This is a genomic window from Sphingomonas jejuensis (assembly GCF_011927695.1).
GTDB classification, from domain to species: Bacteria; Pseudomonadota; Alphaproteobacteria; order Sphingomonadales; family Sphingomonadaceae; genus Sphingomonas_K; species Sphingomonas_K jejuensis.
Map to the genome: position 1 here is coordinate 543,496 of NZ_JAATJE010000001.1, position 25,391 is coordinate 568,886.

Annotated in this window: 27 protein-coding genes; 17 read left to right on the forward strand and 10 right to left on the reverse strand. The window is 67.4% G+C overall.

Going from position 1 to position 25,391, the window contains the following annotated elements:
• The first annotated feature begins 26 nt into the window (after positions 1 to 26).
• Entirely contained in the window at positions 27 to 2,297 is a 2,271-nt protein-coding gene (locus tag GGR88_RS02720; protein ID WP_167952749.1) for a ribonuclease R family protein, read from the forward strand.
• Positions 2,298 to 2,392: 95 nt separating this feature from the next.
• The gene (locus GGR88_RS02725; RefSeq protein WP_167952751.1) at positions 2,393 to 2,734 is read left to right on the forward strand and encodes a tetratricopeptide repeat protein; all 342 of its coding nucleotides are present in this window, start codon (positions 2,393 to 2,395) and stop codon (positions 2,732 to 2,734) included.
• 7 nt (positions 2,735 to 2,741) lie between these two features.
• On the opposite strand, the gene GGR88_RS02730 is transcribed toward GGR88_RS02725, so the two are convergent.
• Together GGR88_RS02730 and dcd are read right to left on the reverse strand one after the other, a co-directional pair.
• Positions 2,742 to 3,152, reverse strand: coding sequence for a YbaY family lipoprotein (locus tag GGR88_RS02730; protein WP_167952753.1), 411 nt, complete (start codon positions 3,150 to 3,152; stop codon positions 2,742 to 2,744).
• 10 nt (positions 3,153 to 3,162) lie between these two features.
• Positions 3,163 to 3,717 carry a dCTP deaminase gene (dcd, locus tag GGR88_RS02735; RefSeq protein WP_167952755.1) on the reverse strand — a complete coding sequence of 185 codons (555 nt, stop codon included), beginning with the start codon at positions 3,715 to 3,717 and terminating at the stop codon, positions 3,163 to 3,165.
• Between the two features lie 66 nt (positions 3,718 to 3,783).
• Between dcd and GGR88_RS02740 the strand changes: the two genes are divergently transcribed.
• Positions 3,784 to 4,245 (forward strand): NUDIX domain-containing protein, encoded by a 462-nt coding sequence (locus GGR88_RS02740; RefSeq protein ID WP_167952758.1) that lies wholly within the window; start codon positions 3,784 to 3,786, stop codon positions 4,243 to 4,245.
• A gap of 1 nt (position 4,246) precedes the next feature.
• Here GGR88_RS02740 and GGR88_RS02745 read toward each other — a convergent pair whose 3' ends face one another.
• Positions 4,247 to 4,699, reverse strand: a complete 453-nt coding sequence (locus GGR88_RS02745; protein WP_167952760.1) for a cytidine deaminase — start codon at positions 4,697 to 4,699, stop codon at positions 4,247 to 4,249.
• Positions 4,696 to 5,178, reverse strand: a complete 483-nt coding sequence (locus GGR88_RS02750) for a UPF0262 family protein (RefSeq protein WP_167952763.1) — start codon at positions 5,176 to 5,178, stop codon at positions 4,696 to 4,698. Before GGR88_RS02750 ends, GGR88_RS02745 begins: the two co-directional genes overlap by 4 nt.
• Before the next feature lie 237 nt (positions 5,179 to 5,415).
• Here GGR88_RS02750 and GGR88_RS02755 point away from each other — a divergent pair, with 237 nt between their 5' ends.
• Positions 5,416 to 6,930: a replicative DNA helicase gene (locus GGR88_RS02755; protein ID WP_167952765.1), complete on the forward strand. Its 1,515-nt coding sequence runs from the start codon at positions 5,416 to 5,418 to the stop codon at positions 6,928 to 6,930.
• A 94-nt stretch (positions 6,931 to 7,024) separates the two neighbouring features.
• Positions 7,025 to 7,492 carry a DUF4126 domain-containing protein gene (locus tag GGR88_RS02760; RefSeq protein ID WP_167952767.1) on the forward strand — a complete coding sequence of 156 codons (468 nt, stop codon included), beginning with the start codon at positions 7,025 to 7,027 and terminating at the stop codon, positions 7,490 to 7,492.
• Between the two features lie 3 nt (positions 7,493 to 7,495).
• Here GGR88_RS02760 and astD read toward each other — a convergent pair whose 3' ends face one another.
• Together astD and GGR88_RS02770 are read right to left on the reverse strand one after the other, a co-directional pair.
• Positions 7,496 to 8,908 carry a succinylglutamate-semialdehyde dehydrogenase gene (gene astD / locus GGR88_RS02765; RefSeq protein WP_167952769.1) on the reverse strand — a complete coding sequence of 471 codons (1,413 nt, stop codon included), beginning with the start codon at positions 8,906 to 8,908 and terminating at the stop codon, positions 7,496 to 7,498.
• 47 nt (positions 8,909 to 8,955) lie between these two features.
• A complete protein-coding gene (locus GGR88_RS02770; RefSeq protein ID WP_425338458.1) occupies positions 8,956 to 10,371 on the reverse strand; it encodes a protein adenylyltransferase SelO family protein in 1,416 nt (471 codons plus the stop codon).
• On the opposite strand from GGR88_RS02770, the gene GGR88_RS02775 reads away from it, so the two are divergent.
• The 4 genes from GGR88_RS02775 to GGR88_RS02790 all read left to right on the forward strand — a co-directional run bounded on the left by GGR88_RS02775 (position 10,370) and on the right by GGR88_RS02790 (position 14,642).
• Positions 10,370 to 11,248 carry an alpha/beta fold hydrolase gene (locus GGR88_RS02775; RefSeq protein ID WP_167952771.1) on the forward strand — a complete coding sequence of 293 codons (879 nt, stop codon included), beginning with the start codon at positions 10,370 to 10,372 and terminating at the stop codon, positions 11,246 to 11,248. The genes GGR88_RS02770 and GGR88_RS02775 overlap by 2 nt on opposite strands.
• Before the next feature lie 47 nt (positions 11,249 to 11,295).
• Positions 11,296 to 12,051, forward strand: coding sequence for an SDR family oxidoreductase (locus GGR88_RS02780; RefSeq protein WP_167952773.1), 756 nt, complete (start codon positions 11,296 to 11,298; stop codon positions 12,049 to 12,051).
• Positions 12,048 to 13,169 (forward strand): glycoside hydrolase family 130 protein, encoded by a 1,122-nt coding sequence (locus GGR88_RS02785; RefSeq protein WP_167952775.1) that lies wholly within the window; start codon positions 12,048 to 12,050, stop codon positions 13,167 to 13,169. The genes GGR88_RS02780 and GGR88_RS02785 overlap by 4 nt, the downstream gene beginning before the upstream one ends.
• Before the next feature lie 69 nt (positions 13,170 to 13,238).
• The gene (locus tag GGR88_RS02790; protein ID WP_167952777.1) at positions 13,239 to 14,642 is read left to right on the forward strand and encodes an NAD(P)H-dependent flavin oxidoreductase; all 1,404 of its coding nucleotides are present in this window, start codon (positions 13,239 to 13,241) and stop codon (positions 14,640 to 14,642) included.
• A gap of 42 nt (positions 14,643 to 14,684) precedes the next feature.
• On the opposite strand, the gene GGR88_RS02795 is transcribed toward GGR88_RS02790, so the two are convergent.
• Positions 14,685 to 14,882 carry a hypothetical protein gene (locus GGR88_RS02795; protein ID WP_167952779.1) on the reverse strand — a complete coding sequence of 66 codons (198 nt, stop codon included), beginning with the start codon at positions 14,880 to 14,882 and terminating at the stop codon, positions 14,685 to 14,687.
• 96 nt (positions 14,883 to 14,978) lie between these two features.
• Here GGR88_RS02795 and GGR88_RS02800 point away from each other — a divergent pair, with 96 nt between their 5' ends.
• Both GGR88_RS02800 and GGR88_RS02805 read left to right on the forward strand, forming a co-directional pair.
• Positions 14,979 to 15,467 (forward strand): SH3 domain-containing protein, encoded by a 489-nt coding sequence (locus tag GGR88_RS02800; protein ID WP_167952781.1) that lies wholly within the window; start codon positions 14,979 to 14,981, stop codon positions 15,465 to 15,467.
• 159 nt (positions 15,468 to 15,626) lie between these two features.
• Positions 15,627 to 16,613, forward strand: a complete 987-nt coding sequence (locus GGR88_RS02805) for an acyltransferase family protein (protein ID WP_167952784.1) — start codon at positions 15,627 to 15,629, stop codon at positions 16,611 to 16,613.
• Positions 16,614 to 16,617: 4 nt separating this feature from the next.
• Here GGR88_RS02805 and GGR88_RS02810 read toward each other — a convergent pair whose 3' ends face one another.
• The gene (locus GGR88_RS02810; protein ID WP_167952787.1) at positions 16,618 to 17,805 is read right to left on the reverse strand and encodes an acetyl-CoA C-acyltransferase; all 1,188 of its coding nucleotides are present in this window, start codon (positions 17,803 to 17,805) and stop codon (positions 16,618 to 16,620) included.
• Between the two features lie 42 nt (positions 17,806 to 17,847).
• On the opposite strand from GGR88_RS02810, the gene GGR88_RS02815 reads away from it, so the two are divergent.
• The 6 genes from GGR88_RS02815 (at position 17,848) to eda (ending at position 23,359) form a co-directional block, all read left to right on the forward strand.
• Positions 17,848 to 18,141 carry a hypothetical protein gene (locus GGR88_RS02815; protein ID WP_342449701.1) on the forward strand — a complete coding sequence of 98 codons (294 nt, stop codon included), beginning with the start codon at positions 17,848 to 17,850 and terminating at the stop codon, positions 18,139 to 18,141.
• Positions 18,138 to 18,887: a prepilin peptidase gene (locus GGR88_RS02820; RefSeq protein WP_342449702.1), complete on the forward strand. Its 750-nt coding sequence runs from the start codon at positions 18,138 to 18,140 to the stop codon at positions 18,885 to 18,887. Before GGR88_RS02815 ends, GGR88_RS02820 begins: the two co-directional genes overlap by 4 nt.
• Positions 18,884 to 19,366: a hypothetical protein gene (locus tag GGR88_RS02825; RefSeq protein WP_167952791.1), complete on the forward strand. Its 483-nt coding sequence runs from the start codon at positions 18,884 to 18,886 to the stop codon at positions 19,364 to 19,366. Before GGR88_RS02820 ends, GGR88_RS02825 begins: the two co-directional genes overlap by 4 nt.
• A 93-nt stretch (positions 19,367 to 19,459) precedes the next feature.
• Positions 19,460 to 20,923 (forward strand): glucose-6-phosphate dehydrogenase, encoded by a 1,464-nt coding sequence (zwf, locus tag GGR88_RS02830; RefSeq protein WP_167952793.1) that lies wholly within the window; start codon positions 19,460 to 19,462, stop codon positions 20,921 to 20,923.
• The gene (edd, locus tag GGR88_RS02835; RefSeq protein WP_167952795.1) at positions 20,916 to 22,745 is read left to right on the forward strand and encodes a phosphogluconate dehydratase; all 1,830 of its coding nucleotides are present in this window, start codon (positions 20,916 to 20,918) and stop codon (positions 22,743 to 22,745) included. Before zwf ends, edd begins: the two co-directional genes overlap by 8 nt.
• Complete coding sequence (gene eda / locus GGR88_RS02840) at positions 22,742 to 23,359, forward strand: bifunctional 4-hydroxy-2-oxoglutarate aldolase/2-dehydro-3-deoxy-phosphogluconate aldolase (protein ID WP_167952797.1); 618 nt, start codon at positions 22,742 to 22,744, stop codon at positions 23,357 to 23,359. The genes edd and eda overlap by 4 nt, the downstream gene beginning before the upstream one ends.
• Positions 23,360 to 23,383: 24 nt before the next feature.
• Here eda and GGR88_RS02845 read toward each other — a convergent pair whose 3' ends face one another.
• A complete protein-coding gene (locus tag GGR88_RS02845; protein WP_342449762.1) occupies positions 23,384 to 24,616 on the reverse strand; it encodes a bifunctional phosphopantothenoylcysteine decarboxylase/phosphopantothenate synthase in 1,233 nt (410 codons plus the stop codon).
• Positions 24,617 to 24,805: 189 nt separating this feature from the next.
• Positions 24,806 to 25,255, reverse strand: a complete 450-nt coding sequence (locus tag GGR88_RS02850) for a DUF2059 domain-containing protein (protein WP_167952800.1) — start codon at positions 25,253 to 25,255, stop codon at positions 24,806 to 24,808.
• Positions 25,256 to 25,391: the final 136 nt, after the last annotated feature.

The following is a 25,391-nucleotide window of genomic DNA, read 5'->3' on the forward strand; positions in this document are numbered from 1 at the left end:
GGGCGCCGCTCCCTACATGCTGGCTCATGAAAAAGACCCCCGGCCTGCCGTCGCGCGAGCAGATCCTCGACTTCATCAGCACCTCGGATCAGCCCGCCGGCAAGCGGGAGATCGCCCGTGCGTTCGGCCTGCACGGGGCGGACAAGATCGCGCTGAAGGCGCTCCTGAAGGATATGGCGGATGAAGGGCTGATCGACGCCTCGCCCGGCCGCGCCTTCCATCAGGCCGGTGGCGTCCCCAAGGTCACGGTGCTCAAGATCGTCGATGTGGACGACAGCGGCCAGGCGTTCGCGGTCCCCGCCGCCTGGGAGGCGTCGGCCCCGCCGCCGCGGCTGCGGGTGCGGGAAAAGGCGCGAAAGGGCGCGCTCGGCGTCGGCGATCGCATCCTCGCGCGCACGGAGGAGGCAGGGTCCGGCTGGATCGCGCATCCGCTGAAGAAGCTCGCCGCCACGGCCGAGCTGATGCTGGGCGTGCTCCATCAGGAAGGCGACGTGCTGTGGCTGCGCAGCGTCGACAAGCGCGAACGCCGCGACGTCCGCGTGTCCGATGCCGGCGGCGCGGCCGCGGGCGACCTCGTGCTGGCCGAAAAGGCCGGGCGCCCGCCCCGCATCACCGCCCGCGTGACGGAGCGGCTCGGCGACCCGTTTGAGCCGCGCAGCTTCTCGCTGATCGCCATCCATAAGCACGGCATTCCCGACCAGTTCGGCGACGGCGTGGAGGAGGAAGCGGCGCTGGTCGCCCGCCTCGACACCGGTCCGTTGGGGGAGGGCGGGCGTGAAGATCTCCGCCACCTGCCGCTGCTTGCGATCGACCCGGAGGATGCCCGCGATCACGACGACGCCGTCTGGGCCGCGCCGGACGAGGATCCGGACAACGCCGGCGGCTTTGTCGCGGCCGTCGCGATCGCCGATGTCGGCTTCTATGTCCGCCCCGGCAGCCTGCTCGACCGCGAGGCCCGCCGCCGCGGCAACAGCGTCTATTTCCCCGACCGCGTCGTGCCGATGCTGCCGGAGGTTCTGTCGGCCGACGTCTGCTCGCTGAAGGAAGGCGAGGACCGCGCGTCGATGGTCTGCCATCTCCAGGTGGCGCCGGATGGCAAGCTCAAGTCGTGGCGCTTCGCCCGCGCCCTGGTCCGCATCCGCCACAACCTCGCCTATGAGGAGGCGCAGCGGCTGGTGGACGAGGACGCCGGCGATGACCTCACCGCCATCCTGAAGCAGCTCTGGGCCTGCTGGCGGGCGCTGGCAAAGGCCCGCGACGCGCGCGAGCCGCTGGACCTCGACCTGCCCGAACGCCGCGTCGTGCTCGACGAGAAGGGCCGCATACTGTCCGTCGCCCCGCGTGAGCGGCTGGATGCGCACCGTTTGATCGAGGACTACATGATCGCCGCCAACGTCGCCGCCGCCAAGGCGCTGGAGGCGAAGAAGGCTCCGGTCATGTACCGCATCCACGAGCCGCCGAGCCGCGAGAAGCTCGTCGCCCTAAAGGATTATCTCGCCACCTTCGGCGTGTCTGTCGCGCTCGGTCAGGTGGTGACGCCCGCCACCTTCAATCGCCTGCTCGCCAGGGTCGGCGACATCGACCAGCGCCCGCAGATCATGGAGCAGGTGCTGCGATCGCAGACCCAGGCCTATTACGGCCCCGCCAATGTCGGCCATTTCGGGCTGTCGCTCGGCAGCTACGCGCATTTCACATCGCCCATCCGCCGCTACGCCGACCTCCTGGTCCACCGCGCGCTTGCCGGCGCCCATGGCCTCGCGCTGCCCCGGCCGAAGCTGGTCGGCGGCGGCGCGGTGGCGGAGATCCCCGCCTCCACCGCGCTGTCCACCGACGATCAGGCCGATCTTGCCCGCATCGGCGAGGTGATCAGCCGGCACGAACGCCGCGCGATGGAGGCCGAGCGCGAGACAGTCGATCGCTACGTCGCCGCCTATCTGTCGATCAAGGTGGGTGAGGAGGTCGACGTGCGCATCACCGGCGTGCAGCCGTTCGGCTTCTTCGCGACGGTGGAGGGGCTGGGCGGCGACGGGCTGGTACCCGCTTCCTCGCTCGGGCCCGACTGGTATCGCTATGACGAGGCGGGGCAGCGGCTGGTCTCCGCGGACGGCGACACCGTGTACGCGTCGGGTCAGCGGCTGAAGCTGCGGCTGGCCGAAGCCAACCCGATCAGCGGCGCGCTGCGGTTCGAGCTGCCCGACGCCCCCCGCAGCCGCGACCGCACCGGCGTCGGGGAGCGTGCGCCCCGTCCCATGAAGCGCCGCGGACGCCCCGCCAACATCCGTCACAAGAACCGCTGACGCTGCGTTACAAACCAATGACAGTTAGATGACAATTATGTTGCAACGCTGTCATGAAAGAGTCATCTTCTCTTCAAGGAAGAGGAGATGTCACGATGAACAAGCTGATTGTCGCCGCGGCGGTGATGGCGGGCGGTCTGGGCGCCCCGGCGATGGCGCAGAGCCATTATGGCGCGCAGGCGCTGCTCGCCGGGCGGGACGATCTTGCCCGCACGATCATCCAGGCGCGGCTCGCCGCTGAACCGAACGAGCCGTCCGCGCTGCTCAACGCCGCCCTGCTCGCCCAGCGTTCGGGCCGCCATGCGGAATCGCGTGCCTTCTACGCGCAGGTGCTCGGCGGAGAGAATGTCGCGCTCGACGTGGCGGACGGCCGCACGATGATGTCGCACGACATCGCGCGCCGCGGCCTCGCCCTGTCGCAGGTCGCCAGCCGCTAGGCTGCTCTCAGCCGACCCGCTGGAGCATCAATGCCGGCGCCGCCGTCATCGGCTGCGGCGCCGGCAAGGCGAACAGCGCACGCCCGTCGCCGTCCAGGATGCGGGCGGTCAGCCGCAGCGGCGCGCCCTCTCGCGCCTGATAGGCAACGGTGAAGCGGATCGGCACCTGCAGGCCGTCGGTCGCCTGTCGATAGCGGCCGAGCACCTCGCCCGCCGCGCCCAGCACCTGGACCTCCACCACCGCGTCCGGCAACAAGGCCATGCGCTCGCGATAGGCCACCGTGCCGCTGACGGACCCCGTCACCAGCCGCCCCGCCGGCTGCTGCGGGCGCGGCGCGCTGACGGGTTCGGGCGGCCGTCCGGCCGGCACGCAGCCTGCCAGCAGCATGGCTCCACTCGCGACCAACAGCTTGCGCACCGCCATCTCCTCAAAGCTTCGGGAGCGTGACGCCCCGCTGTCCCATATATTTGCCGGCGCGGTCGGCATAGCTGACCTCGCACGGCTCGTTGCCCTTCAGGAACAGGAACTGGCACGCGCCTTCGTTGGCGTAGACCTTGGCGGGCAGCGGCGTGGTGTTCGAAAACTCCAGCGTCACATGTCCTTCCCAGCCGGGTTCCAGCGGCGTCACGTTCACGATGATGCCGCACCGTGCATAGGTCGACTTGCCCAGGCAGATCACCAGCACGTCGCGCGGCACCCGGAAATATTCCACCGTGCGGGCCAGTGCGAAGCTGTTCGGCGGGATGATGCACACGTCCGTCTTGCGGTCGACGAAGCTGTTCGCGGCGAAATCCTTCGGGTCCACCACCGCGTTGTCGACGTTGGTGAAGATCTTGAACTCGTCGGACACCCGCGCGTCATAGCCATAGGACGACAGGCCGTAGCTGATGCACCCGTCGCGCCGCTGCGTCTCGACGAACGGGTCGATCATCTGCGTGGTCAGCGCCTGCTCGCGGATCCAGCGGTCTGACAGGATGGACATGGGCGTTCTTTCTCCAGGTGGGCCGCGTCTTGCCGGTTTCATGCTGGTGAGCAAGGGGGGAGGGGCATGCGACCGCTGATCGATCTGGCCTACCGGGCCCGCCGCCGGCTGCTGGCCCTCACCGGCTGGGCCACGGCGGGTGCCAAGGTGATGGTCCATGACCGGTCGGGCCGGCTGCTGCTGGTGCGCAACCGCTATGGCCGGACGGACCGCTGGGTGCTGCCCGGCGGCGGCATCAAGCGGCGCGAAAGCCCCCAAGCCGCCGGCGCGCGCGAGGTGCTGGAAGAAACCGGCTGCCGCGTGACCGGCATGGAGGCGACAGGCGTCTTCCAGTCGAAGGCGGAAGGCCGCCGGGACACGGTGCACCTGTTCAGTGGCGTCACGGACGACACCCCCGTGCCGGACGGTGTGGAGATCGCCGAAGCACGCTTCTTCGCGCTGGATGCCCTCCCCAAGGGGCTGTCTCCCGCCACCCGGCGGCGTCTCGACGAGATCGCCGGGCGCCGCCAGCCCGACGGCCGCTGGTAGCTCAGCCGAGCCCCAGGTCGCGCGGGCCGAACGCGTCGGGCAGCAGGTCGGACAGGCGGTGGCGCTCCACCGCTCCGCCTGCGCCGCCCGAACAGAAGACCTGAAGGTCCCGGCCGCCCATCTGCGCGGCCTCGTTCAGCACTTGGCGGCACCGGCCGCAGGGGCGGATGGGATCGGTCCCGCCGATCCCGTCATCGCCCATCATCCCGCCGATGATCGCTACCGCCACGATGTCGCGCAGCCGCCCCTGTGCGCTCGCCGTCGCGGTGGCCACCGTTTCGGCGCACAACGACAGGCCATAGCTCGCATTCTCGAAATTGGTGCCGGTGATGACCGCTCCGTCGCTGAGCAGCAGCGCCGCTCCCACCCCGAACCGGGAATAGGGGGCATGGGCATGGACGGCCGCGGCGCGCGCGGCGGCGATCAGCGGATCGGGGTCGATGGCGATGGTCATTGCTTGATGTGCAGCACGCAAAGCAGCGTGAACAGCCGGCGCGCGGTTTCGAAGTCCACGTCGATCTTGCCGGCCAGCCGCTCGCGCAGCAGCTCGGCCGCCTCGTTGTGGATGCCGCGCCGGGCCATGTCGATCGTCTCCGTCTGCTCGGCCGACTGGCTCCTGACCGACCGGTAGTAACTGTCGCAGATCGCGAAATAATCCTTCACCGGCCGGCGGAACCGGGCCAGCGACAGGATCACCGTCTCCAGCGGCCGGCCGTCGGCGTCGGCGGTGTCGATCGCCAGCCGCCCTTCCTCCACGCGCAGCTTGATGCGGTACGGCCCACCATGCCCGGCGGCGATGGCACGGTTCGGCGCGAAGTGGTTGCCGGCGATCAGGTCGTCGATCGCGACGCGCTTTTCCTGTTCGATGTCTTCCGATCGCTTGATGATCGTGCGCTCGTCGAGCGTGATCGCGATGATGCGCGGGTCGGACATGGCAAAGCTCTAAGGACAGTTCGCGCCCGGCTCAACGATCCATTGCGCCGCACCGTTCGTCGCAAAGCCGCGGCTGTGGACGATCGTGCCGGCGCAAGGTGCCATTCGCCGGCTCGGCGCAGCGCCGGTCACCAACGCGCCCACCGGCCGTGAACAGCTTATCCACAGCCTTTCCACAGGCTTGGCGGGCCTTGTCCCCATCTTGCCGCCGCGGCGCTTTGGGCAGACAAGGATCGGATGCCCGATACGCTTCGCTTGATTCACTCGGCCGACGAGGCCGCGGCCCAGTCGCTTCCCGCCAACGTCGATGCGGAAGCCGCGCTGCTCGGCGCGATGATGATCGACAATCGGCTGGCGGAGGAAGTCCAGCTAAAGCTCCGCGCGGAGCATTTCTTCGAGCCGCTGCACGGCCGCATCTACGATGCCATCCTGCGGCTGGTCGACAAGGCGATGATCGCGTCGCCCGTCACGCTGAAGCCGATGTTCGACGGCGACGAGGCGATGAAGGAGCTGGGCGGCAGCGGCTATCTCGCGCAGCTGACCGGATCGGGCGCGGCGCTGATCGGTGCGCGTGATTTCGCGCAGCAGATCTACGATCTGGCGCTGCTGCGCGCCCTTGTGGGCGTCGGGCGCGAAATGGTCGACCAGGCGATGGACACCAGCGAGGCCGTCGATCCGAAGAAGCAGATCGAGGGTGCGGAGGTCGCGCTCTACCGCGTGGCGGAGGAAGGCGGCGAGGGCGGCGGGGTCAAGACCTTCAAGCAGGCGACCCAGATGGCGGTCGAGAACGCCGAAAAGGCCCTGAACGCCGGCGGCGGCCTCAGCGGCATCACCACCGGCCTCGACACCGTCAATGCCAAGATCGGTGGCCTGCACCGCTCCGACCTGCTGATCCTCGCCGGCCGCCCGGGCATGGGAAAGACCGCGCTGGCCACCAACATCGCGTTCAATGCCGCGCGCCGCTGGGTCCGCGACATGGAGGACGGGATCGAGGAGAAGCGGTCGGTGGGCGCCAAGGTGGCGTTCTTCTCGCTCGAAATGTCCGCCGATCAGCTGGCCACCCGTATCCTGTCGGAAAACAGCGGCATCTCGTCGGAGGCGCTGCGCATGGGCAAGATCGGGCAGCAGGACTTCCGCAACCTCGCCCGCGCGGCCGCCGATCTCGAAACGCTGCCGCTGTTCATCGACGATACGCCCGGCCTCACCATCGCCGCGCTGCGCACCCGCGCTCGGCGGCTGAAGCGGCGTCACGGCATCGGCCTGATCGTGGTCGACTATCTCCAGCTGCTGCAGGGTGCGGGCAAGGGCGGCAACGACAACCGCGTGCAGGAGATTTCGGAGATCAGCCGCGGCCTGAAGACGCTCGCCAAGGAGCTGAACGTGCCCGTCCTCGCGCTGTCGCAGCTCAGCCGCGCGGTTGAGCAGCGCGAGGACAAGCGCCCGCAGCTGTCGGATCTGCGCGAATCCGGCTCGATCGAGCAGGACGCCGACATGGTGCTGTTCGTGTTCCGCGAGGATTACTACCTCGCCGCGCGAGAACCGAAGGTCGGAATCGACGGCGACGATGCCAAGACCTTCGACGACCATGCCAAGTGGGCGATGGAGATGGAGCGGGTGTTCGGCCTCGCCGAGCTGATCGTGGCCAAGCAGCGCCACGGTGCGACCGGCAAGGTGAAGCTGAAGTTCGATGCCAAGATCACGCGCTTCAGCGATCATATCGACGATGCCTACCTGCCTCAGCGCATGAACTAGGCGGGCCCGGGTCGGGGGCCGGCGCCAGGGGAAGCAGGGGCCCGACCGCCGCCCGGGTGCGTTTGGAGGGGACCACCTGCCGGAGGCTTCCCCCATGCTTTCATCGATCCTGATCGGCGTCGTTGCCGGCGCGCGTGCCATGACGCCGCTGGCGGCGGTCGCCGACGCCGCCCGCCGCGGTGCCCTTCCACCCGCGAACGGCGCGCCGCCGCTTCTCGATCATCCGCTGGTGTCGGCGGGCACTGCTGCCCTGGCGCTCGGCGAGCTTGCCGGTGACAAGATGAAGACCGCGCCCGACCGCATCGTGCCCGCCGGCATCGCGGGACGGCTCGTCACCGGCGCCGTGGCCGGCGCGGCGCTCGCCCCGCGGGATCGGCAGGCAACTGCGGCGCTCGCCGGGGCGGCGGCGGCGGTGGCCTCCTCGTTCGTGACCTTCCGTGCGCGCATGTGGGCCCTTGATCGTTACGGGCAGACAACAACCGGTCTGGTCGAAGACGCCCTGACCGTCGGCAGCGCCTGGTGGATCGTCAACCGCCTGGCACCGTCGCGAGCGTCAACTTGATCCTCAACCGTCGCTCAGACCCATCCCGATCGACGCGCGGGGCTGCTCCACCTCCGACGAGACCACCGGATAGGCACTGTAGTCGGCGGCGTAGAAGGCACTCGGCCGATGATTGCCGCTCATCCCGATGCCGCCGAACGGCGCGCCCGACGACGCGCCGGTGGTCGGCCGGTTCCAGTTGACGATGCCCGCTCGCGCACCTGTCCAGAATCGCTCGTAGAGCTGAGGGCTTCCCCCGATCAGCGCCGCCGACAGGCCGAAGCGCGTGTTGTTCGCCTCCTGCATCGCCGCGTCGAAATCGGGAACGCGGATCAACTGAAGCAAGGGCCCGAACAACTCCTCGTCCGGCCGATCGGCAACGTCCGTCACGTCGATCAGCGCCGGGCCCAGGAACGGTCTGTCCGGCTGCGGCCGCGCAAGGTGCAGGATCGGACGGCCGCCCTTTGTCATCAACGTCATGAACGCCTCGCTCAGCGCGTCGGCGGCGGCATTGTCGATGACCGGTCCCATGAAGGGCGCCGGGGTGTCGTGCGGCGCGCCCACGATCAGTCGCTTGGTCAGCGTGGTGAGCGCCTCCAGCAACGGCTGGTGCTTGCCGTCTTCCACGATCAGGCGCCGGGCGGCGGTGCAGCGCTGCCCGGCCGTCATGTAGGCGGACTGCACGATCAGCGCAGCGGCCGATTGGTAGTCGCTGACGTCCCAGCAAATCAGCGGATTGTTCCCGCCCATCTCAAGCGCGAGCATCTTGCCCGGCGTCTCAGCGAATTGCCGGGCCAGCTTCGCACCCGTCATCGCCGATCCGGTAAACAGCAGGCCGTCGATCCCGGGATGTGAGGACAGGGCACGACCCACATCCGGCCCGCCCTGCGCCAGGCGCACGATCCCGTCCGGAATGCCTGCCTCACGGTAGCAGTCGATCAGCATGGCGCCGGTCGCGGGCGTCTTTTCGGACGGCTTGAACACCACCGCATTACCGGCGATCAGCGCAGGAACGATGTGGCCGTTCGGCAAATGGGCCGGAAAATTATAGGGGCCGAGCACCGCGAGCACGCCGTGGGGACGGTGTCGGAGCTTGTTGCGCTGCCCCATCGCTCCATCAAGCGTGCGGTGGCCGGTCCGCTCGGCATAGGCCTTGACCGAGATGTCGACCTTGGCAACCACACTGTCGACCTCGGTCTTGGCCTCCCACAGCGGCTTTCCTGTCTCCCGGGCGATCAGGTCTGCCAGCGCCTCGGCCCTGACCCGTACGACGTTGGCGAAGCGGCGGACGCATTCGATGCGGAAGGTGACCGGCTTGGCGCTCCATGGCGCAAGCGCCTCCCGCGCCGCGGCGATCTCGGCATCGACATCGCTCGACAACCCTTCCCACAGGACCTCGCCTGTCGCCGGCTCGTACGAGATCAATCTTTCCGCCATCGCCACTCCTTTGGTCGCTTTGTCCCGATCATGCGCCGTCGCGCCGGTCAAGCACCTCTGCGGGCGAGCGCATCGCCCATTCGCCGCACGGCCGCCACCTTCGCATGAAGGGGCGCCCAGTCGTCCTGCTCCGCGATGGGACGCCAAAGCGCCTCCACCTCGTCGATCAGCATGGCGCAGGGCTCGGCATCGGACCAGTAAGGGTGGTCAAGCGCATCGGGGGTCGCGCGTCCCTCCAGTGCGGCTGCAAGCGGAGTGAACGCGGGATGCGCGTAGTCCTGTTTCGCGCGCCGCAAACGACCCCCACGCCAATCAAAGAAAAAGCGGTCGAGCGGCACCTGGCTTTCGAATAGCGCGGTCTCGATCCGAGATGCCAGAACCGCATCTGCATCGCCATCGCGCGCCACGATGCCAAGCCGCCAGAACAGCCGCTCCACCAACGCCGCGCGGTAGAGGGCGGCAAACCGTCCGAGCACCGGCTCCAACGCAGAAACATCGGTCATGAGGCTGAGCGCGGAGGCAAGCTGCGCGACGTCCCACCAGATCGCCTCCGCCTGGCGGGCGAAGGCATAGAGGCCGGTATGGTCGAAATAGGCGGCGGTGAACCCCGGATCGAAAGCCGGCGCAAATCGCCAAGGGCCATAATCGAAGCTCTCTCCCGTTACGTTGATGTTGTCGCTGTTGAGCACACCATGCACGAAGCCGGCAGCCATGTAGCTGCCTGCCAGCCGCGCCGTGCGGGCGACAACCAGTTCAAGCAGGCGGACCGGATCGTCGCCCTGCTTTTCGAACAGGTTGGCAAGTACATAGCCTGCCAGCGCCTTGAGACCGTGCACATCGCGCGAATATGCCAGCCGCTGGAACGTGCCGATGCGAATATGTCCGTGGCTCAGCCGCACCAGCACGGCGGAGCGCGTCGGCGACGGCTCGTCACCGCGGTGAAGCTCTTCGCCGGTTTCAATGAGGGAAAGGGTGCGCGACGTCTCGACCCCCAACGCCTCCAACATCTCGGTCGCCAAAATTTCCCGAACGCCGCCCTTCAGCGTCAGCCGCCCGTCTCCGAAGCGGCTCCACGGCGTCTGCCCTGATCCCTTCGTGGCAAGGTCCATGAGGCGGCCGTCTGCAGCCCGGAACTGTGCGTAGAGAAAGCCGCGTCCGTCGCCAATGTCTGGATTGTAGCTTCGGAACTGATGACCATGGTAGCGAAGGGCGAGCGGACAGGGGAGGCTACCCTCGAACGGCTCGAACCTAGCGAAGCGCTGCACCCAGGCTTCGTCGTCAATCCTGTCAAGTCCAAGCTCCGCCGCCGCGCGATCGTTGCGGTAGCGCAACACGGCTTGAGGAAAGTCGGCCGGAGCCACGGGATCGTAGAAGTCTCCGCCCAACGTCTCGATGATGCGGGCGGGTTGCGGGCAGTCGACCATCCCGCGATATGGGGGGCGGGCAAGGAGCAGCGCAACCATGGGGGACGGACTGGACTGGCACGATGGCTATGTCTGGTCGGCCGACGGTGTGCGGCTTCACCACCGCGACCAGCCCGGACCGAAGGATCGCCCGGCCCTGCTCTGCATACCGGGGCTGACCCGCAACGTCCGCGATTTCGCGAGCCTTGCGGCTCGGATGAAGGGGCGTCACCGCGTCATCTCCGTGGATCTGCGCGGTCGGGGGGAGAGCGGCTATGCGCGCGACCCGCTCAGCTACACGCCGCTGACCTATGTGTCGGATCTGGCCCGAGTCCTCGCGGAGCTTCGCCCCGGATCGGTTGTTCCGGTCGGCACCTCCTTGGGCGGCCTTGTCACCATGCTGATGGCCGGCGCCGGCGTGGTCGAGATGGCAGGTGCGATCCTGAACGATGTCGGGCCGGAGCTCGATCCGACAGGGCTCGAGCGGATCCGCGGCTATGTCGGGCGGGGCGGCAGCTATCCGACTTGGCTGCATGCCGCTCGCGCGCTGGCCGACAATCAGCGGGAGGTTCACCCAACCTTTGCGCTCGGCGACTGGATCGACGCGGCCAAGCGGGTCATGCGCCTTGAGCCCTCCGGTCGCGTTGCGTTCGACTATGACATGCGCATTGCCGAGCCCTTCCGCTTGCCGGGTGGGGAGGCGGGCGTCGACCTGTGGCCCGCGTTGGACCGCTTGGCGCCGATCCCTGTCCTTATCTTGCGCGGGGAGCGATCTGATCTGTTGTCGGCCGAGGTGCAGGCACGAATGGCGGCCCGCCTACCCTATGCAACGGCGGTGACGGTGCCGGGCGTCGGACACGCGCCGACACTGGACGAGCCGGTCGCGGTCGCAGCCATTGATCGCTTCCTCGATCAGATCGGCCCGGAACCGCGCTGACCCCCGCGCGCTTGGAGGCGCATCGCCTTTCTGCCGGGGAACTCTTCATGACCACTGCCGCCGACGCCCACACTGCCCAACGAACGTTGAAGGGGCGGCGCATCGCGGTCACCGGCGGCACCACGGGGATAGGCCGGGCAGCGGCGGTGCTGCTCGCATCGGAAGGGGCGCGCTTGTTTGTCTGCGGCCGAAATCCGGATCATCTGGCCGATGTCGTCGCCCGTATCGGGGAAGTCGGCGAAGGCGACGGAATGACCACCGACCTTGGCGACGCTGATAACGTGAAGCGCTTCTTCGATGCCGCTCAAAGCAAGCTGGGCGGCCTGGATGTTGCCATCATCAACGCCGCCGTCCCCGCCAGGGGATTGTCCGATATGACCGAGGAGGAGGTGCGGTATGCACTTGCGGTCAACTTCAGCGCCTATGTCCTCAGCGCCCATGCCGCCATCAAGGCCATGGGCGACAATGGTCATATTTTCCTGATTGGGTCGATGTCGGCCCATGTGCTTGGGCCGTCTTCAACCGTTTATGCAGGGATCAAGGCGGGCATCGCCGGCTTCTCGCAGGCGTTGCGCCGAGAATTGGGCAACAAGGGCATCAAGGTCAGCCTCGTTGAGCCCGGCCTGACCGGCGCCGACTTCCATTATCCCGACATTTCCGCATCCGAGCAGGCGGAGCGGATAAAGGGTCAGTCGATGCTCCGCGCGGAGGACATTGCGGTGTCCATCCATTTCTGTCTGACGCAGCCGGACCGCACCACGATCCAGCAAATCACCGTGGTGCCACGGGTGAACGACGAATGACGATGTTTAAGGTCGATCGACTGGTGTTCGAGCCCGCGGATGTTGATCTTGCTCGTTCGCCGCTCGCGCAAGACCTCGGTGGGCAGACGCACGTCCTCGGCGCCTTCAATCCTGGGCTGACCCGCCTGCCAAATGGCAATCTGCTGATCATGGTCCGCGTCGCCGAAGCGCTCACCGAGCCCCGACGACATGGCCACATCCACGCGATCCGCTGGGATAACGGCAGCTATGTGCTCGATGCCTACCATGCCGACACTGTCGACAGCACCGATCCGCGCAAGTTCACGCTGATCGGGGAACGGTGGCGGGTCATGGCGCTGACCTCGCTGTCCTGGTTGCTGCCGGTGGAACTCGACCCGGATGGGCTCAGCGTCGTCGCAGTTCATTACGATCGCGCGATCGCACCGGGATCGTCGTCGCAATGCTATGGCGTCGAGGATGCACGCATCTCGCGCGTCGATGGTCGCTACCTGATGACCACCTGCACCGTCAGCCCGGAGCGTCACGCAACCACGCTCTATTCGTCGGAAAATGGGCTGGACTGGCGGTGCGACGGGATCGTGCTCGACCATCAGAACAAGGATATGCTGATCTTCGAAGGGACGATCGAGGATCGCTACTGGGCGCAGACCCGGCCGCTCGGCGACCTTTACTTCGCCTATCCGCCGGGCAGCGAGTGGCGCGCGGGACCGTCCATCAACCTGGCGACGTCACCGGATGCACTTCACTGGCGCCCGCACGAGCAGCCGGGCATCCGCCCGCATGCGGGCACCGTTGCCACCGCGCGCATGGGCGGCGGCACGCCCCCGGTCCTTACGGAAGACGGATGGCTGACGCTTTGGCACGGCGTGGAGCCGCAGGGGGTGGTCGGCATCTATCGGACATATTGGTCGATGCTGGCGCACAACGATCCGGCCAGGGTCGTCCGCACGGATCACGCTGCCTTGCTGGAAGCGCGCGCTGACCTCACCGCACCCTTGGCAGGCCAGATGTATGTGTCGGACGTCGTTTTCACGACCGGTATCGCGGATGCCGGCGACCATTTCGTCGTCGCATCGGGGGAGGCCGACCTTGCCTGCCGGATCACTCATATCCCGAAGGCGCGGTTCGGGCTGTGAGCCAGCATCCAGTTTTTTCGCGCCAAAGGTCGCTCGGCGCATTATGACGCGCCGAGCGAAGGAGTGACGATGTTCAAGGGATTGAAGCCCATTGTCTATAACGGCCGCGAGGTGTGGCCGCTTGTGGAAGGTGGCAAGGGTGTCGCGGCGACCAACCATGCGTCTGCCGGCGCGTGGGCGGCGGCCGGGGGGATTGGCACCGTCTCTGCCGTGAACGCCGACAGCTACGATCCGGATGGCAAGATTATCCCGCAAGTCTATCACGCGCTTACCCGCCGCGAGCGGCACGAGGAGCTGATCCAGTACGCCATCGAGGGCGCTGTACAGCAGGTAAAGCGCGCATTTGAGATCGCCGGCGGACGCGGCGCGATCAACATCAACGTGCTGTGGGAGATGGGCGGCGCACAGCGCATTCTTCATGGGGTGCTGGAACGGACGCGCGGCATGGTGTCCGGCGTCACCTGTGGCGCGGGCATGCCGTACAAGCTCAGTGAGATCGCGGCGTCGTACCAGGTCCACTACCTGCCAATCGTCAGCTCCGGGCGTGCCTTCCGGGCTTTGTGGAAGCGCGCCTATTCCAAAGCGTCCGAGTGGCTTGCCGCTGTGGTCTACGAGGATCCCTGGCTTGCCGGCGGACATAACGGCCTGTCCAACGCAGAAGATCCGCTGGCGCCGCAGGATCCCTACCCGCGTGTGAAGGCGCTGCGCGATACGATGCGGGAAGGCGGCATCTCGGACAGCGTGCCGATCGTAATGGCGGGGGGCGTATGGTACCTGCGTGACTGGAACGACTGGATCGATAATCCGGAGCTTGGCGAGATCGCCTTTCAGTTCGGCACCCGTCCGCTCCTGACGCAGGAAAGCCCCATCCCTGACGAGTGGAAGGCGCGCCTGACCAATATCGAGGAAGGGGAGGTGCTCCTCCACAAGTTTTCGCCGACAGGCTTCTACTCGTCGGCGGTGCGGAACCCGTTCCTGCGCGCACTGGAGGCGCGGTCCGAACGGCAGATCGCATTCTCCGCACAGGAAGCCGGCGATCACCAGTACCAGCTTGATGTCGGCGTGAAGGGCAAGAACTTCTGGGTGACGCGCGGCGACCTTCTGCGCGCACGCGAATGGTACGGCGCCGGCTTCACTGATGCCCTCAAGACGCCGGATAACACGCTCGTGTTCGTTACACCGGAAGAGAAGGCAGTCATTCGCAAGGATCAGGCGGACTGCATGGGCTGCCTCAGCCAATGCTCTTTCTCGGCTTGGGCGGATACGGAGGGTAATTCGACCGGCCGTCTCGCCGATCCGCGCAGCTTCTGCATCCAGAAGACGCTTCAGGACATCGCGCACGGCGGCGACGTCGAGCAGAATCTGATGTTCGCAGGACATGGTGCCTACAACTTCAAGCGGGATCCCTTCTACTCGAATGGATTCGTGCCCACTGTCGGCCAGCTGGTCGACAGGATCCTGACGGGCGACTGAGACGGGCGGGCCGTCTGCCATGTGGCAGGCGGCCCGGTCCGATCACTCGGGGTCGATCGCGCCGATCACGCCGCCCGCAACCGCACCCGCCGCAGCACCGTCGCCCACGTCGTTGCCGGTCGCCGCAGCCACACCTGCACCGCCTGCCGTGCCGATGGCCGCGCCGCGAAGTGTCGGGGACGAACATGCGCCAAGAGCGACGGTCGCCAGCGCGAGCGCTGCCAGAGCAGATGATTTCATGATGACCTCCTGTTTGAAACTGTTGAGGCTAACTCATGTTTGCGGGTCCGCGTTCCCGCAATTGATCCTTTGGGCAGCCTTTGGCATCGCTCCGTCATGAAGAAAGCATCCGCCTGTCTGGTCGCCATCAGCCTCGTCGCCACCAGCCTCATCGCCGGCGGGGTCGCCTGGGCGCAGCAGCAGGTGCCCTATTGGGTGTCGATCTCGGCCAGCCAGGCGAGGATGCGGACCGGCCCCGGCCGGAACTTCCCGGCCACCTGGCTCTACCAGCGCCCCGGACTTCCGCTGCGCGTCATCGAGACCTTCCCCGCCTGGCGAAAGGTCGAGGATCCGGACGGCACGCAGGGATGGATGCAGGCGAACCTGTTGAGCGAGCGCCGCACCGCGATGCTGCGGGGAGAGACCCGCGCATTGCGGGCCTTGCCCGATGCATCCGCGAAGGTGATGTGGCGAGCAGAGCCTGGCGTCATCGGAACGATCGAGCGCTGTGACAGCGGATGGTGCGTGATCGACGTGGGTGGAAGACGAGGGTTCGTCGAGTCCGCATCGTTGTGGGGCGTGTCGGCCGCCGAGGTGGTCGATTGATCCAATTTGGACAGTCCTTGATAAAACTCGTTAATTTTTATTAACTTACCTGCGTTCAGTCGTTCCATAAACGCTTCAACCCGGTTCGACGCTCAAGCCGGCGAACGATACAACCCCCATCTGAGGGGGGCACGTGCAGTTCTCCGGCGGAGACTGAGTATGCGTGCGCGTGGCGTTCCGGATCGTACCGAGAGTGTACGCGGCTTCGCCTGCATCCTTCTTGTGCTCTACCATGTCGTCGGATCATCGTCGGACGCCGGCATGCACTTGCCGCAGGATCACGTGCTGCGATCCCTGATGGACTGCCTAGCATTCGTGCGCATGCCGATCTTCACGGCTCTTTCGGGATATCTGTTTGCTGCCAATCCGCCCCGGCCAGAATCGCTCAGGATCTTCACACTGAAGAAGTTCCGCCGGCTCGGGGTCCCTCTGCTTGTCGCAACCGCCGTGTTCGGACTTAGCCGGTACGAGATCTATGGCGAACCCTTCGCGCTTCGATCCTTCTTCACCAGCTACCTTCATCTTTGGTTTTTGCAGGCGCTTCTGCTGCTCTTTGTCGTGTTCGGCATCTGGCATGCCTTGGCCACGCCGAGCCGGGTGCAATTGATGCTGGCGATGCTGTTTGCGTCGCTCGCCATGTGGTCGCTTCCATGGTTCGACGGCTTCAGCCTCGGTGGAGCGCTCTACCTGACGCCTTATTTCGTCTTCGGTATACTCATGCGGCACCATCCCGCGCTCATCGAAGCTGCCGAATGGCGCATCTTGGCGCTTGGCGTACTGTTGCTCGTCATGTCGACCAAGGCGCTCGGGACCTTCGGCTATGTGCTCGATATTCCGACTTCGTCGCTCTTCGCCGTGATCTGCGGCTGCGCAGCGGTGCTGATCCTGATGCAGCGTATGCCGCATGTGCCGATCCTCGCCGCCGTCGGGTCGTTCAGCTATACCATCTATCTCTGGCACCCGATCTTTGGATCGGCGGCGCGTCAGCTGCTCGAACGGCTCAATGCCTGGCCGATCGGCGTCTTCCTCGCGTCGATGGGCGCTGCCTTGCTGATGCCCATCCTCGTTCACGTTGCCGCGATGCGGCTGCCTTACCTGTCAGTGGCGCTGACGGGGCTGCGACAACCCCGCCCGCGCGCTGCCTGACCGCTCAATTCATCAACTCCACCGCCATTGCCGTCGCCTCCCCACCACCGATGCAGAGCGAGGCGAGCCCGCGCCGCTGACCAGATCCCTCAAGTGCTGACAGGAGCGTGGCCAGCACCCGCGCCCCGCTCGCACCGATCGGATGGCCGAGCGCGCAAGCTCCACCGTGGATATTCAGCACCTCGTGCGGGATCGACAGGTCGCGCATCGCGATCATCGCGACGCAGGCAAATGCTTCGTTGACCTCGAACAGATCGACATCGCCCACCTGCCATCCCGCCTTCTCCAAGGCCCTCTGCATCGCGAACACCGGCGCGGTGGTGAACCGCGATGGGGCATGCGCGTGCGCGGCATGCGACACGATGCGAGCGACCGGGGTGATCCCCAGCCGCTCCGCCACCGACGCCCGCGTCAGGACCAGTGCCGCGGCTCCGTCTGAGATCGACGACGCGTTCGCAGCCGTGATCGTTCCGTCCTTCGAAAAGGCCGGCTTCAGCGTCGGGATACGCGCGGCATCGCCCTTCGCAGGCTGCTCGTCCGCCTCAACGCGGACGCTGCCTTTTCTGCCCGGCACATCCACCGCGACGATCTCCCGGTCGAAGACGCCGGATGTCTGCGCGGCTTGAGCGCGGGTGAGGGAGGCGACGGCGTAATCGTCCTGCGCCTCGCGCGTGAACTGATACTCGCGTGCCGTTTCCTCGGCGAAGCTGCCCATCGGTCGGCCCGGCTCGTAAGCATCCTCAAGGCCGTCCAGGAACATGTGGTCCATCACACGGTCATGGCCGATGCGCGCACCACCGCGGTGTTTGGTGAGAAGATAAGGCGCGTTGGTCATGCTCTCCATGCCGCCGGCGACCAACAGGTCGACCGATCCGGCGGCGAGCGCCTCGGCGCCCATGATCGCCGCCTGCATGCCCGATCCGCACATCTTGTTGATCGTGGTCGCCTCCAGCCCTTCCGGCAGGCCGGCGGCGAGCCCAGCCTGGCGCGCCGGCGCCTGGCCGAGCCCGGCCGGCAGCACGCACCCCATGTAGATCCGGTCCACGTTGTCCGGAGCCACGCCCGCACGATCCACGGCAGCGGCCACCGCGGCCGCGCCCAGGCTGGTGGCGCTCAGCCCGGACAACGCGCCTTGAAAGCTTCCCATCGGCGTGCGGGCGTACGAGGCGATTACGATGGGGTCGGCGGCCATTATTCTCTCCTGCTTTTCGCTCCCGATCTAGGTGCGCGCGCGTTGCTGCGCAAACCGCGTGGAGGATGCACCATGGATGAAACGATGCTCGAGAGCGTGAAGTGGTTCGCCTCCATCAGCGGGATGATCGCCGCTTTCATGGTATCATTCGATGGAGGAAGGCGGTTGACCGGCTGGGGCTTCGTGCTGTTCGTGGGATCGTCGATCGCGTGGATCACTGCCGGGCTGCTTGACTCTGAAGGCGCGCTCGCGTCCCAGAACATCGTGCTGTTCGGGATCAACATCTTCGGCGTCTACCGCTACCTGATCCGCAAGCGCGCACCCGCAACGACGTGACCGCGTGGTGGCCGGCAGCCGGAGCGCTGCTGGGTTTGATCGTGGGCAGCTTCCTGGCGACGGTCGCGATGCGCTGGCCTGCCGGTCGAAGCGTGTCGCGCGGCCGTTCCGCCTGCGACAGTTGTGGGCGGCGCCTCCGTGCCGCCGAACTGGTGCCGGTTCTTTCCTACGCGCTGCAGCGCGGCCGCTGCCGGACCTGTGGGGCGGCCATCGACCACCGCCACCCGGCCATCGAGATCGCCGCTGCGGTGATAGGGGCAACGGCGCTGGCAGTGACGCCAGCGCCGGTGGGCCTGATCGGCGCGGCCTTCGGCTGGTCGTTGCTGCTGCTGGCGGTTCTGGATGTCGAGCATCACTGGTTGCCCGACCGGCTGACCCTGCCGCTTGCCGCGGCAGGATTGCTCGCGTCGCTCACGTCCATGCCTCCGGATCTCCTCGACCGACTTATCGGTCTCCTTGCCGGGTATGCGTCGCTGTGGATCATCGCGACCGGCTACAGGCTGTTGCGGGGTCGCGTGGGCATGGGCGGCGGCGATTCGAAATTGATGGCCGCGCTCGGCGCATGGCTTGGCTGGGCGCTGCTCCCTGTCGTGCTGCTGCTGGGGAGCTTGATGGGTCTGGCGGCTGTCGCGGCGGCACGGGCACGCGGGCGTCCGATGACGCGGTCGACCCGGCTGCCGCTGGGGGCGCTTCTGGCCGTTGCGGCTTATCCCGCCTTCCTGGTCATGGTAGGGACTGCTCGATGATCCGCCTCCTCCCCTTGCTGCTGCTCGCCGGTTGTTCGGCTGGTGCGGCATCGACCGATCCGCTGCCCACCGTCGCTCCGGCTCCTGTTGTCGAAGATGGCCTGCCGCTCCGCACTCTTTCCACCCAGCCGCTGCCGGCGCAGGGCTGCGCCCTCTTCCTTTGGACGATCTCGCCCGGTCGAAAGCTCGTCCTGATGGCGCGCAGCGACAACGCCACCAGCCGGATCGCTCTGGCGGGGGGCGAGATAGACCTGGCGCGCGCCGCGCAAAGCGGCCCGATCCTTGCCGGTTTTGCCGAGCGTGCACGATTCGCGGATGCCAGCACATCGGTGGAATGGTCGCTCAGGATCGAGCAGCGCGCCGACGTGACGGATGGCGCCGTGGTGTCGGAAGGCACGCTCGCCTACACGCCTGCCGCCGGCGATGCGGTTGCCGTGCCGGTGACCGGCATCGTCGGCTGTCGTCCGGGTCAGCGATAGGATCGTTCCCGCACCGGCGAACGAGCGCGTCGTTGCCCTTCCACCAGCCCGCGCGTTAAGGCGTTCGCGTCCGCAGCAACAGCCGGAGCACCGATGGCCGAGCGTTACCAGACCCTGATCCTGTTCGGCGCAACCGGCGACCTCGCCTACCGCATGCTGTTCCCGTCGCTTTACCACCTGATGCTCGACGGGTTGCTGCCCGACGACATGTTGATCGTCGGTTCCGGGCGGACGGTCATGGACGATGCTGCGTTCCGCGCTGAGCTGTCGGGCAAGCTCGTCGAGCATCTGAAGAAGGATCGGTTCGATCAGGCCGCGGTTGACCGGTTCCTGCAGCTGGTACGCTACTGCCCGGTATCGATCGGGGGTGAAGGCCAGGACTTCCACGCCTTGGCGGATATGGTGGCCGACCGGCGCGCCCGCGGCATCAGCGTCTATATGTCGACGCCGCCCTCGCTGTTCGCGCCCGTGGTGCGCGGGCTGGAAGGAGCGGGCCTGTCCGGCTCTGACGTCCGCATCGCGATGGAGAAGCCGATCGGCAAGGATCTGGCGTCCTCCTGCGAGGTCAACGACGCTGTGAACGCTGTGTTTGACGAAGCCCGCGTGTTCCGCGTCGATCATTATCTCGGCAAGGAAACAGTCCAGAACCTGCTGGTGCTGCGGTTCGGCAACACATTGTTCGAACCGCTGTGGAACGCCGGCGCGATCGACCATGTTCAGATCACGGTGGCCGAAACCGTGGGTCTGGAAGGACGGGTCAGCTATTATGATGGCGTCGGTGCGCTGAAGGACATGGTGCAGAACCATCTTCTGCAGCTGCTGGCGCTGGTCGCGATGGAGGCGCCAGCGTCTACCGGGTCAACCGCGGTTCGCGACGAAAAGGTGAAGGTCCTCCGCTCCCTGCGCAAGATGAGCGCGGACGACGTCACCAAGCTGTCGGTGCGGGGGCAATACCGGGCGGGGGCGGTCGCCGGGCAGGCGGTGCCCGGCTACACGGACGAGCTTGGCGCCGAGTCAGGCACGGAGACCTTCGTTGCGCTGAAGGCCTACATCGATAATTGGCGCTGGGCCGGCGTGCCCTTCTACCTGCGCACGGGCAAGCGCATGGCGGAGCGCAAGTCGGAGATCTACATCCAGTTCAAGCCCGTGCCGCATTCCATCTTCGATCGCGCCACCGGTGCGCTGCAGTCGAACGCCATGGTCATCAACGTGCAGCCCAAGGAGAACATCCAGCTGCTGTTCATGGCCAAGCAGCCGAGCCTGGACCGCGACGGCATGAAGCTGCGGGAGGTGCCGCTCGACGTGTCGCTCTCCAGCGAGTCGTCCGGCACGCGCCGCCGAATCGCCTACGAACGGCTGCTGCTCGACTTCATCGAAGGCGACAACACGCTGTTCGTTCGCCGCGACGAGGTGGAAGCGGCCTGGGCCTGGATCGATGCCATCCACCATGCCTGGGCTGAGGCCGGACAGGACGTGAAGCGATATATGGCCGGCAGCTGGGGTCCCGACAGCAGCGTCGCCATGATCGAACGCGGAGGAGCCAGCTGGCATGAATGATCTCGATCCGCGCATTGCCGCGATTACCGAGCGGATCCGCAAGCGGAGCGCCACAACCCGCCAGGCCTATCTGGACCTGATCCACCGGCAGCGCGACGCGGGCACCAATCGCGGGAGGCTGAGCTGCGGTAACCTGGCCCATGGCTTTGCCGCGTCCGGGGAGGACAAGCCTGCAATCCGCAGCGGCCATGCCGTCAACATCGGCATCGTCACCGCCTACAATGACATGCTGTCGGCGCATCACAGCTACGATCGCTATCCCGAACAGATCAAGGTCTTCGCGCGGGAGGTCGGCGCGACCGCGCAGGTCGCCGGCGGTGTGCCGGCGATGTGCGACGGCGTGACGCAGGGGCAGGCCGGCATGGAGTTGTCGCTGTTCAGCCGTGACACCATCGCCCTGTCCACAGCCGTCGCGCTCAGCCACGCGATGTTCGAAGGCGCGCTGATGCTCGGCATCTGCGACAAGATCGTCCCCGGGCTGTTCATGGGCGCCATGCGCTTCGGTCACTTGCCGACCGTGTTCGTGCCGGGCGGGCCGATGCCGTCCGGCCTGCCGAACAAGGAGAAGGTTCGCATCCGGCAGCTCTATGCAGAAGGCAAGGTCGGTCGGGACGAGCTGCTCGAGTCCGAGTCGCAGAGCTACCACACGACCGGCACCTGCACCTTCTACGGCACCGCCAATTCCAACCAGATGATGATGGAGGCGATGGGCCTCCATGTTCCCAACAGCGCCTTCGTGCAGCCGCGCACCAAGCTGCGGCAGGAACTGACCCGCGCCGCCGTGCACCGCGTCGCGGAGATCGCGATCAGCGGCGACGACTATCGGCCGATGGGCGAGATCATCGACGAGCGGGCGATCGTCAATGCGGCCGTCGCGCTTATGGCAACGGGCGGCTCCACCAACCATGCCATCCACCTGCCGGCGATGGCGCGTGCGGGCGGCATGGTGCTCGACTGGGCGGACCTCAACGACATTTCGGAAGCGACGCCGCTGATCGCACGGGTTTACCCCAACGGCTCGGGCGACGTGAACGCGTTCCAGGTGGCCGGCGGCACCGCCTACATCATCAAGGAGATGCTTGGTGCCGGGCTGATGCACGGCGATATCCCGACGATCTGGGCGGGCGGCATGGCCGCCTACATGGGGGAGCCGACGCTGACCGCCGACGACCAGCTGACCTGGTCGGCGGTGGGCGACAGCCGGGACGAGACGATGCTCGCGCCCGTCACCGCTCCGTTCCAGCCCAATGGCGGCATGCGCCTGTTGGACGGCAATCTCGGCCGCGCGGTGATCAAGGTGTCGGCGGTGGAGCAGGACCGCTGGATCGTCGAGGCGCCGGCCCGCGTCTTTTCCGACCAGGATCAGGTGATCGATGCGTTCAAGGCGGGTGAGCTGGAACGCGACGTTGTCGTCGTCGTCCGGTTTCAGGGACCGCAGGCGAACGGCATGCCCGAACTGCACAAGCTCACGCCGTCGCTGGGCGTGCTGCAAGACCGCGGCTTCAAGGTTGCGTTGGTGACCGACGGACGCATGTCGGGCGCCAGCGGGAAGGTGCCGGCGTGCATCCACCTGGTGCCCGAGGCGCTGGACGGCGGTCCGGTGGGCAAGGTGCGCGACGGCGATATCGTGCGGGTCGACGCCGTTGCCGGAACGATCGACGTGATCGGCGCGCCCGACTTCACCGGTCGTCCGGTGGCCGATGCGCCGCCGGCTGCGACGGGTGTGGGGCGGGAATTGTTTGCGCTGTTCCGCCACGGCAGCGATGGGGCGGAGCGGGGAGCGTCTCCGCTCCTGTCCGCGATGGAGAACGACCGGCGATGAGCAGAATCGAAACCGTGATGCGCACCAACCCGGTCATTCCGGTGCTGGTGATCGAGGACGCCGCGCATGCCCGGCCGATCGCGGAGGCGCTGGTCGCCGGCGGGCTGAAGGTGCTGGAGGTGACGCTGCGCACGCCGGCGGCGCTGGATGCCATTCGCGAGATGAAGCAGGTCGACGGCGCAATCGTCGGTGCCGGCACCGTGCTCAACGAGGAGCAGCTGGAACGCGCGATCGATGCCGGGTCGGAGTTCATCGTCAGCCCCGGCCTCACCAAGAAGCTGGGGAAGGCGGCCGTGAAGTCCGGCGTGCCGTTCCTGCCCGGCGTCGCGAACAGCGCCGACATCATGACCGGCCTGGATCTGGGCCTCGACCGGTTCAAGTTCTTCCCGGCGGAAGCGTCGGGCGGGCTGAAGGCGCTGAAGGCGTTCGCGGCGGTGTTCGGTGAGGTGCGCTTCTGCCCGACCGGAGGCATCACCGCCGAGACCGCGCCTGCCTGGCTGGCCGAGCCGAGCGTGCTGTGCGTCGGCGGCAGCTGGCTGGTCGGCAAGGGCTCCCCCGACCCGGACGCGATCCGCGACGCGGCGGCGAAGGCAGCGGCAATCCGCCCGGCCTGAGCGCCACCGCCGCCGACCCGCGGGTCACACCCACAGCAACGCGGCGGTGATCCGTTCGGCGAGGCGGTCCGCCACCTCGTCCTTGCCGAGCCGAGGCCAGTCCTCGACCCCGTCCTGGGTGACGAACAGCACCCGGTTGGCGTCGCCGCCCATTACGTCGCCGGACACGTCGTTGGCGACGATCCAGTCGCAGCCCTTGCGCGCCAGCTTCTCGCGCGCATGCACCTCAACCTGTTCGGTCTCCGCTGCGAAACCGACCAGCAGGCCGGGCCGGTGGTCGGACCGCGCCAGCCCCGCGAGGATGTCCGGGTTCTCCGACAGGGCGAGCGGCGGCGGTCCTTCGCCGCGCTTCTTGATCTTCTGGTCGGCCGGCTCGGCACGCCAGTCGGCCACGGCCGCGACCAGCACGGCGGCGTCGGCCGGGAGGGCATGTTCAACCGCCGCCGCCATCTCGCGCGCCGTTTCCACATCGATGCGGTCGACGCCCGGTGGGGTCGCCAGCGCGACCGGGCCGGCAACCAGCGTGACGCGCGCGCCGCGCCGGGCAAGCGCGCCGGCGACGGCAAAGCCCTGCTTTCCGGATGACCGGTTGGCGATGTAGCGCACGGGATCGATCGGCTCGTGCGTCGGACCCGCCGTCACCAGCACATGGCGCCCGCGCAGCCGCTCGTCACGGCCGGGGCGGGCAGGGGCGGTCGGTGCCGGCGGAGGCAGGGTCGGCGCAGCCGCCGCCGGTGCCAACGCGGCGCGGATCGCGCGGAGGATCGTGTCGGGCTCCGGCAGGCGTCCGGGGCCCCACTCGCCACAGGCCATGGCGCCTTCGTCCGGCTCCATCACGGTGACGCCGTCCGCGCGCAGCGTCGCGACGTTGCGCCGCGTGGCGGGGTGCAGCCACATGCGCACGTTCATGGCGGGCGCGGCGAGCACGGGCTTGTCGGTTGCGAGCAGCAGCGTGGTGGCGAGGCTGTCGGAGATGCCGCCCGCCATCTTCGCCAGCAGGTCGGCGGAGGCGGGACACACCACCACCAGGTCGGCCTGCCGGCTGAGCTGGATATGCCCCATCTCCGCTTCGTCCTTCAGGTCCCACAGGCTGGTGTGGACTTGCTGCTCGCTGAGTGCGGCCAGCGTCATGGGCGTGACGAAATGCGCGCCGCCGTCCGTCAAAACGCAGCGCACCGACATGCCGTCGCGACGGAGAAGACGGATCAGCTCGCACGCCTTGTAGGCCGCGATGCCGCCGCCAACGATCAGCAAGATTCGCGGGCCCGTCGTCACCGACGACGACCCGGAAGTTGATGAAATTGATGGCACGTCGGCATCAACTTCGACCCGGTCGGAAGATGGTGGCGGAGCGGATGCGAGGCGCGGACGGCGAGGCGGGATCGGCTCATCACCGCCCCTATAACGATGATCGGGGCTGTAGGACAGCGCCGGGCCGCCGCCGTGTCAGTCCCGGTCGCAGAGCCGCCCGCGTTCGCGGCAGAAGGCGGCAGCGACATCCTTCTTGAGGTCGATCGGGCCGAGTGACGCCATCGTCTCCATCATCAGCCGTGGCTGGAGGGCGCGCATACGCTGCGCGGCGGGTTCCTCGGCAGCCGCGACGAGGCGGCGAAGATCATCGACCGAAAGCTCACGCGCGTAAACGGCGCCCATGGCGCCCAGCAGTCGCGCGCGACCGGCGTCAGCCTGCGCGCGGCCGAGGGTGAAGAGTGCGTCACGATCCGCCGCCGTCATCGCCGGATCCTCGGCGGCGAGGTCGGTCAGGTCCTTCTCGACGATCAGCGGGATGAGCGTGGCAAGCGTGCCGGTCGCCGCCAGCCGGCGGCCGAGATCGACCGCCTCCGGCGTTGCGGCGGCGGGAGCGGCGGCCTGGAGGAGGAGTGCGGCGATCAGCATGGGTCCTGGTGTCCTCGTCCTCGGGTCCGGCGTTCTGCGCACGACCCTATTGCCTGGGTGGCGCAATCCGATTGGACGGACCGCACCGCGCGTCCTCACGGGGGGCAGCGTGGTGGGCCACAACGAAAGCGGGGCC

Bases quoted from the DNA above. Each gene is read 5' to 3' on its own strand.
- GGR88_RS02740 (WP_167952758.1), top strand. From the start codon at position 3,784: ATGCGACCGCTGATCGATCTGGCCTACCGGGCCCGCCGCCGGCTGCTG.
- GGR88_RS02725 (WP_167952751.1), top strand. From the start codon at position 2,393: ATGAACAAGCTGATTGTCGCCGCGGCGGTGATGGCGGGCGGTCTGGGC.
- GGR88_RS02750 (WP_167952763.1), bottom strand. From the start codon at position 5,178: ATGTCCGACCCGCGCATCATCGCGATCACGCTCGACGAGCGCACGATC.
- eda (WP_167952797.1), top strand. From the start codon at position 22,742: ATGAGCAGAATCGAAACCGTGATGCGCACCAACCCGGTCATTCCGGTG.
- dcd (WP_167952755.1), bottom strand. From the start codon at position 3,717: ATGTCCATCCTGTCAGACCGCTGGATCCGCGAGCAGGCGCTGACCACG.
- GGR88_RS02805 (WP_167952784.1), top strand. From the start codon at position 15,627: ATGCGTGCGCGTGGCGTTCCGGATCGTACCGAGAGTGTACGCGGCTTC.
- GGR88_RS02780 (WP_167952773.1), top strand. From the start codon at position 11,296: ATGACCACTGCCGCCGACGCCCACACTGCCCAACGAACGTTGAAGGGG.
- GGR88_RS02795 (WP_167952779.1), bottom strand. From the start codon at position 14,882: ATGAAATCATCTGCTCTGGCAGCGCTCGCGCTGGCGACCGTCGCTCTT.
- GGR88_RS02745 (WP_167952760.1), bottom strand. From the start codon at position 4,699: ATGACCATCGCCATCGACCCCGATCCGCTGATCGCCGCCGCGCGCGCC.
- GGR88_RS02770 (WP_425338458.1), bottom strand. From the start codon at position 10,371: ATGGTTGCGCTGCTCCTTGCCCGCCCCCCATATCGCGGGATGGTCGAC.
- GGR88_RS02850 (WP_167952800.1), bottom strand. From the start codon at position 25,255: ATGCTGATCGCCGCACTCCTCCTCCAGGCCGCCGCTCCCGCCGCCGCA.
- zwf (WP_167952793.1), top strand. From the start codon at position 19,460: ATGGCCGAGCGTTACCAGACCCTGATCCTGTTCGGCGCAACCGGCGAC.
- GGR88_RS02775 (WP_167952771.1), top strand. From the start codon at position 10,370: ATGGGGGACGGACTGGACTGGCACGATGGCTATGTCTGGTCGGCCGAC.
- GGR88_RS02800 (WP_167952781.1), top strand. From the start codon at position 14,979: ATGAAGAAAGCATCCGCCTGTCTGGTCGCCATCAGCCTCGTCGCCACC.
- astD (WP_167952769.1), bottom strand. From the start codon at position 8,908: ATGGCGGAAAGATTGATCTCGTACGAGCCGGCGACAGGCGAGGTCCTG.
- GGR88_RS02785 (WP_167952775.1), top strand. From the start codon at position 12,048: ATGACGATGTTTAAGGTCGATCGACTGGTGTTCGAGCCCGCGGATGTT.
- GGR88_RS02720 (WP_167952749.1), top strand. From the start codon at position 27: ATGAAAAAGACCCCCGGCCTGCCGTCGCGCGAGCAGATCCTCGACTTC.
- GGR88_RS02810 (WP_167952787.1), bottom strand. From the start codon at position 17,805: ATGGCCGCCGACCCCATCGTAATCGCCTCGTACGCCCGCACGCCGATG.
- GGR88_RS02825 (WP_167952791.1), top strand. From the start codon at position 18,884: ATGATCCGCCTCCTCCCCTTGCTGCTGCTCGCCGGTTGTTCGGCTGGT.
- edd (WP_167952795.1), top strand. From the start codon at position 20,916: ATGAATGATCTCGATCCGCGCATTGCCGCGATTACCGAGCGGATCCGC.
- GGR88_RS02760 (WP_167952767.1), top strand. From the start codon at position 7,025: ATGCTTTCATCGATCCTGATCGGCGTCGTTGCCGGCGCGCGTGCCATG.
- GGR88_RS02755 (WP_167952765.1), top strand. From the start codon at position 5,416: ATGCCCGATACGCTTCGCTTGATTCACTCGGCCGACGAGGCCGCGGCC.
- GGR88_RS02790 (WP_167952777.1), top strand. From the start codon at position 13,239: ATGTTCAAGGGATTGAAGCCCATTGTCTATAACGGCCGCGAGGTGTGG.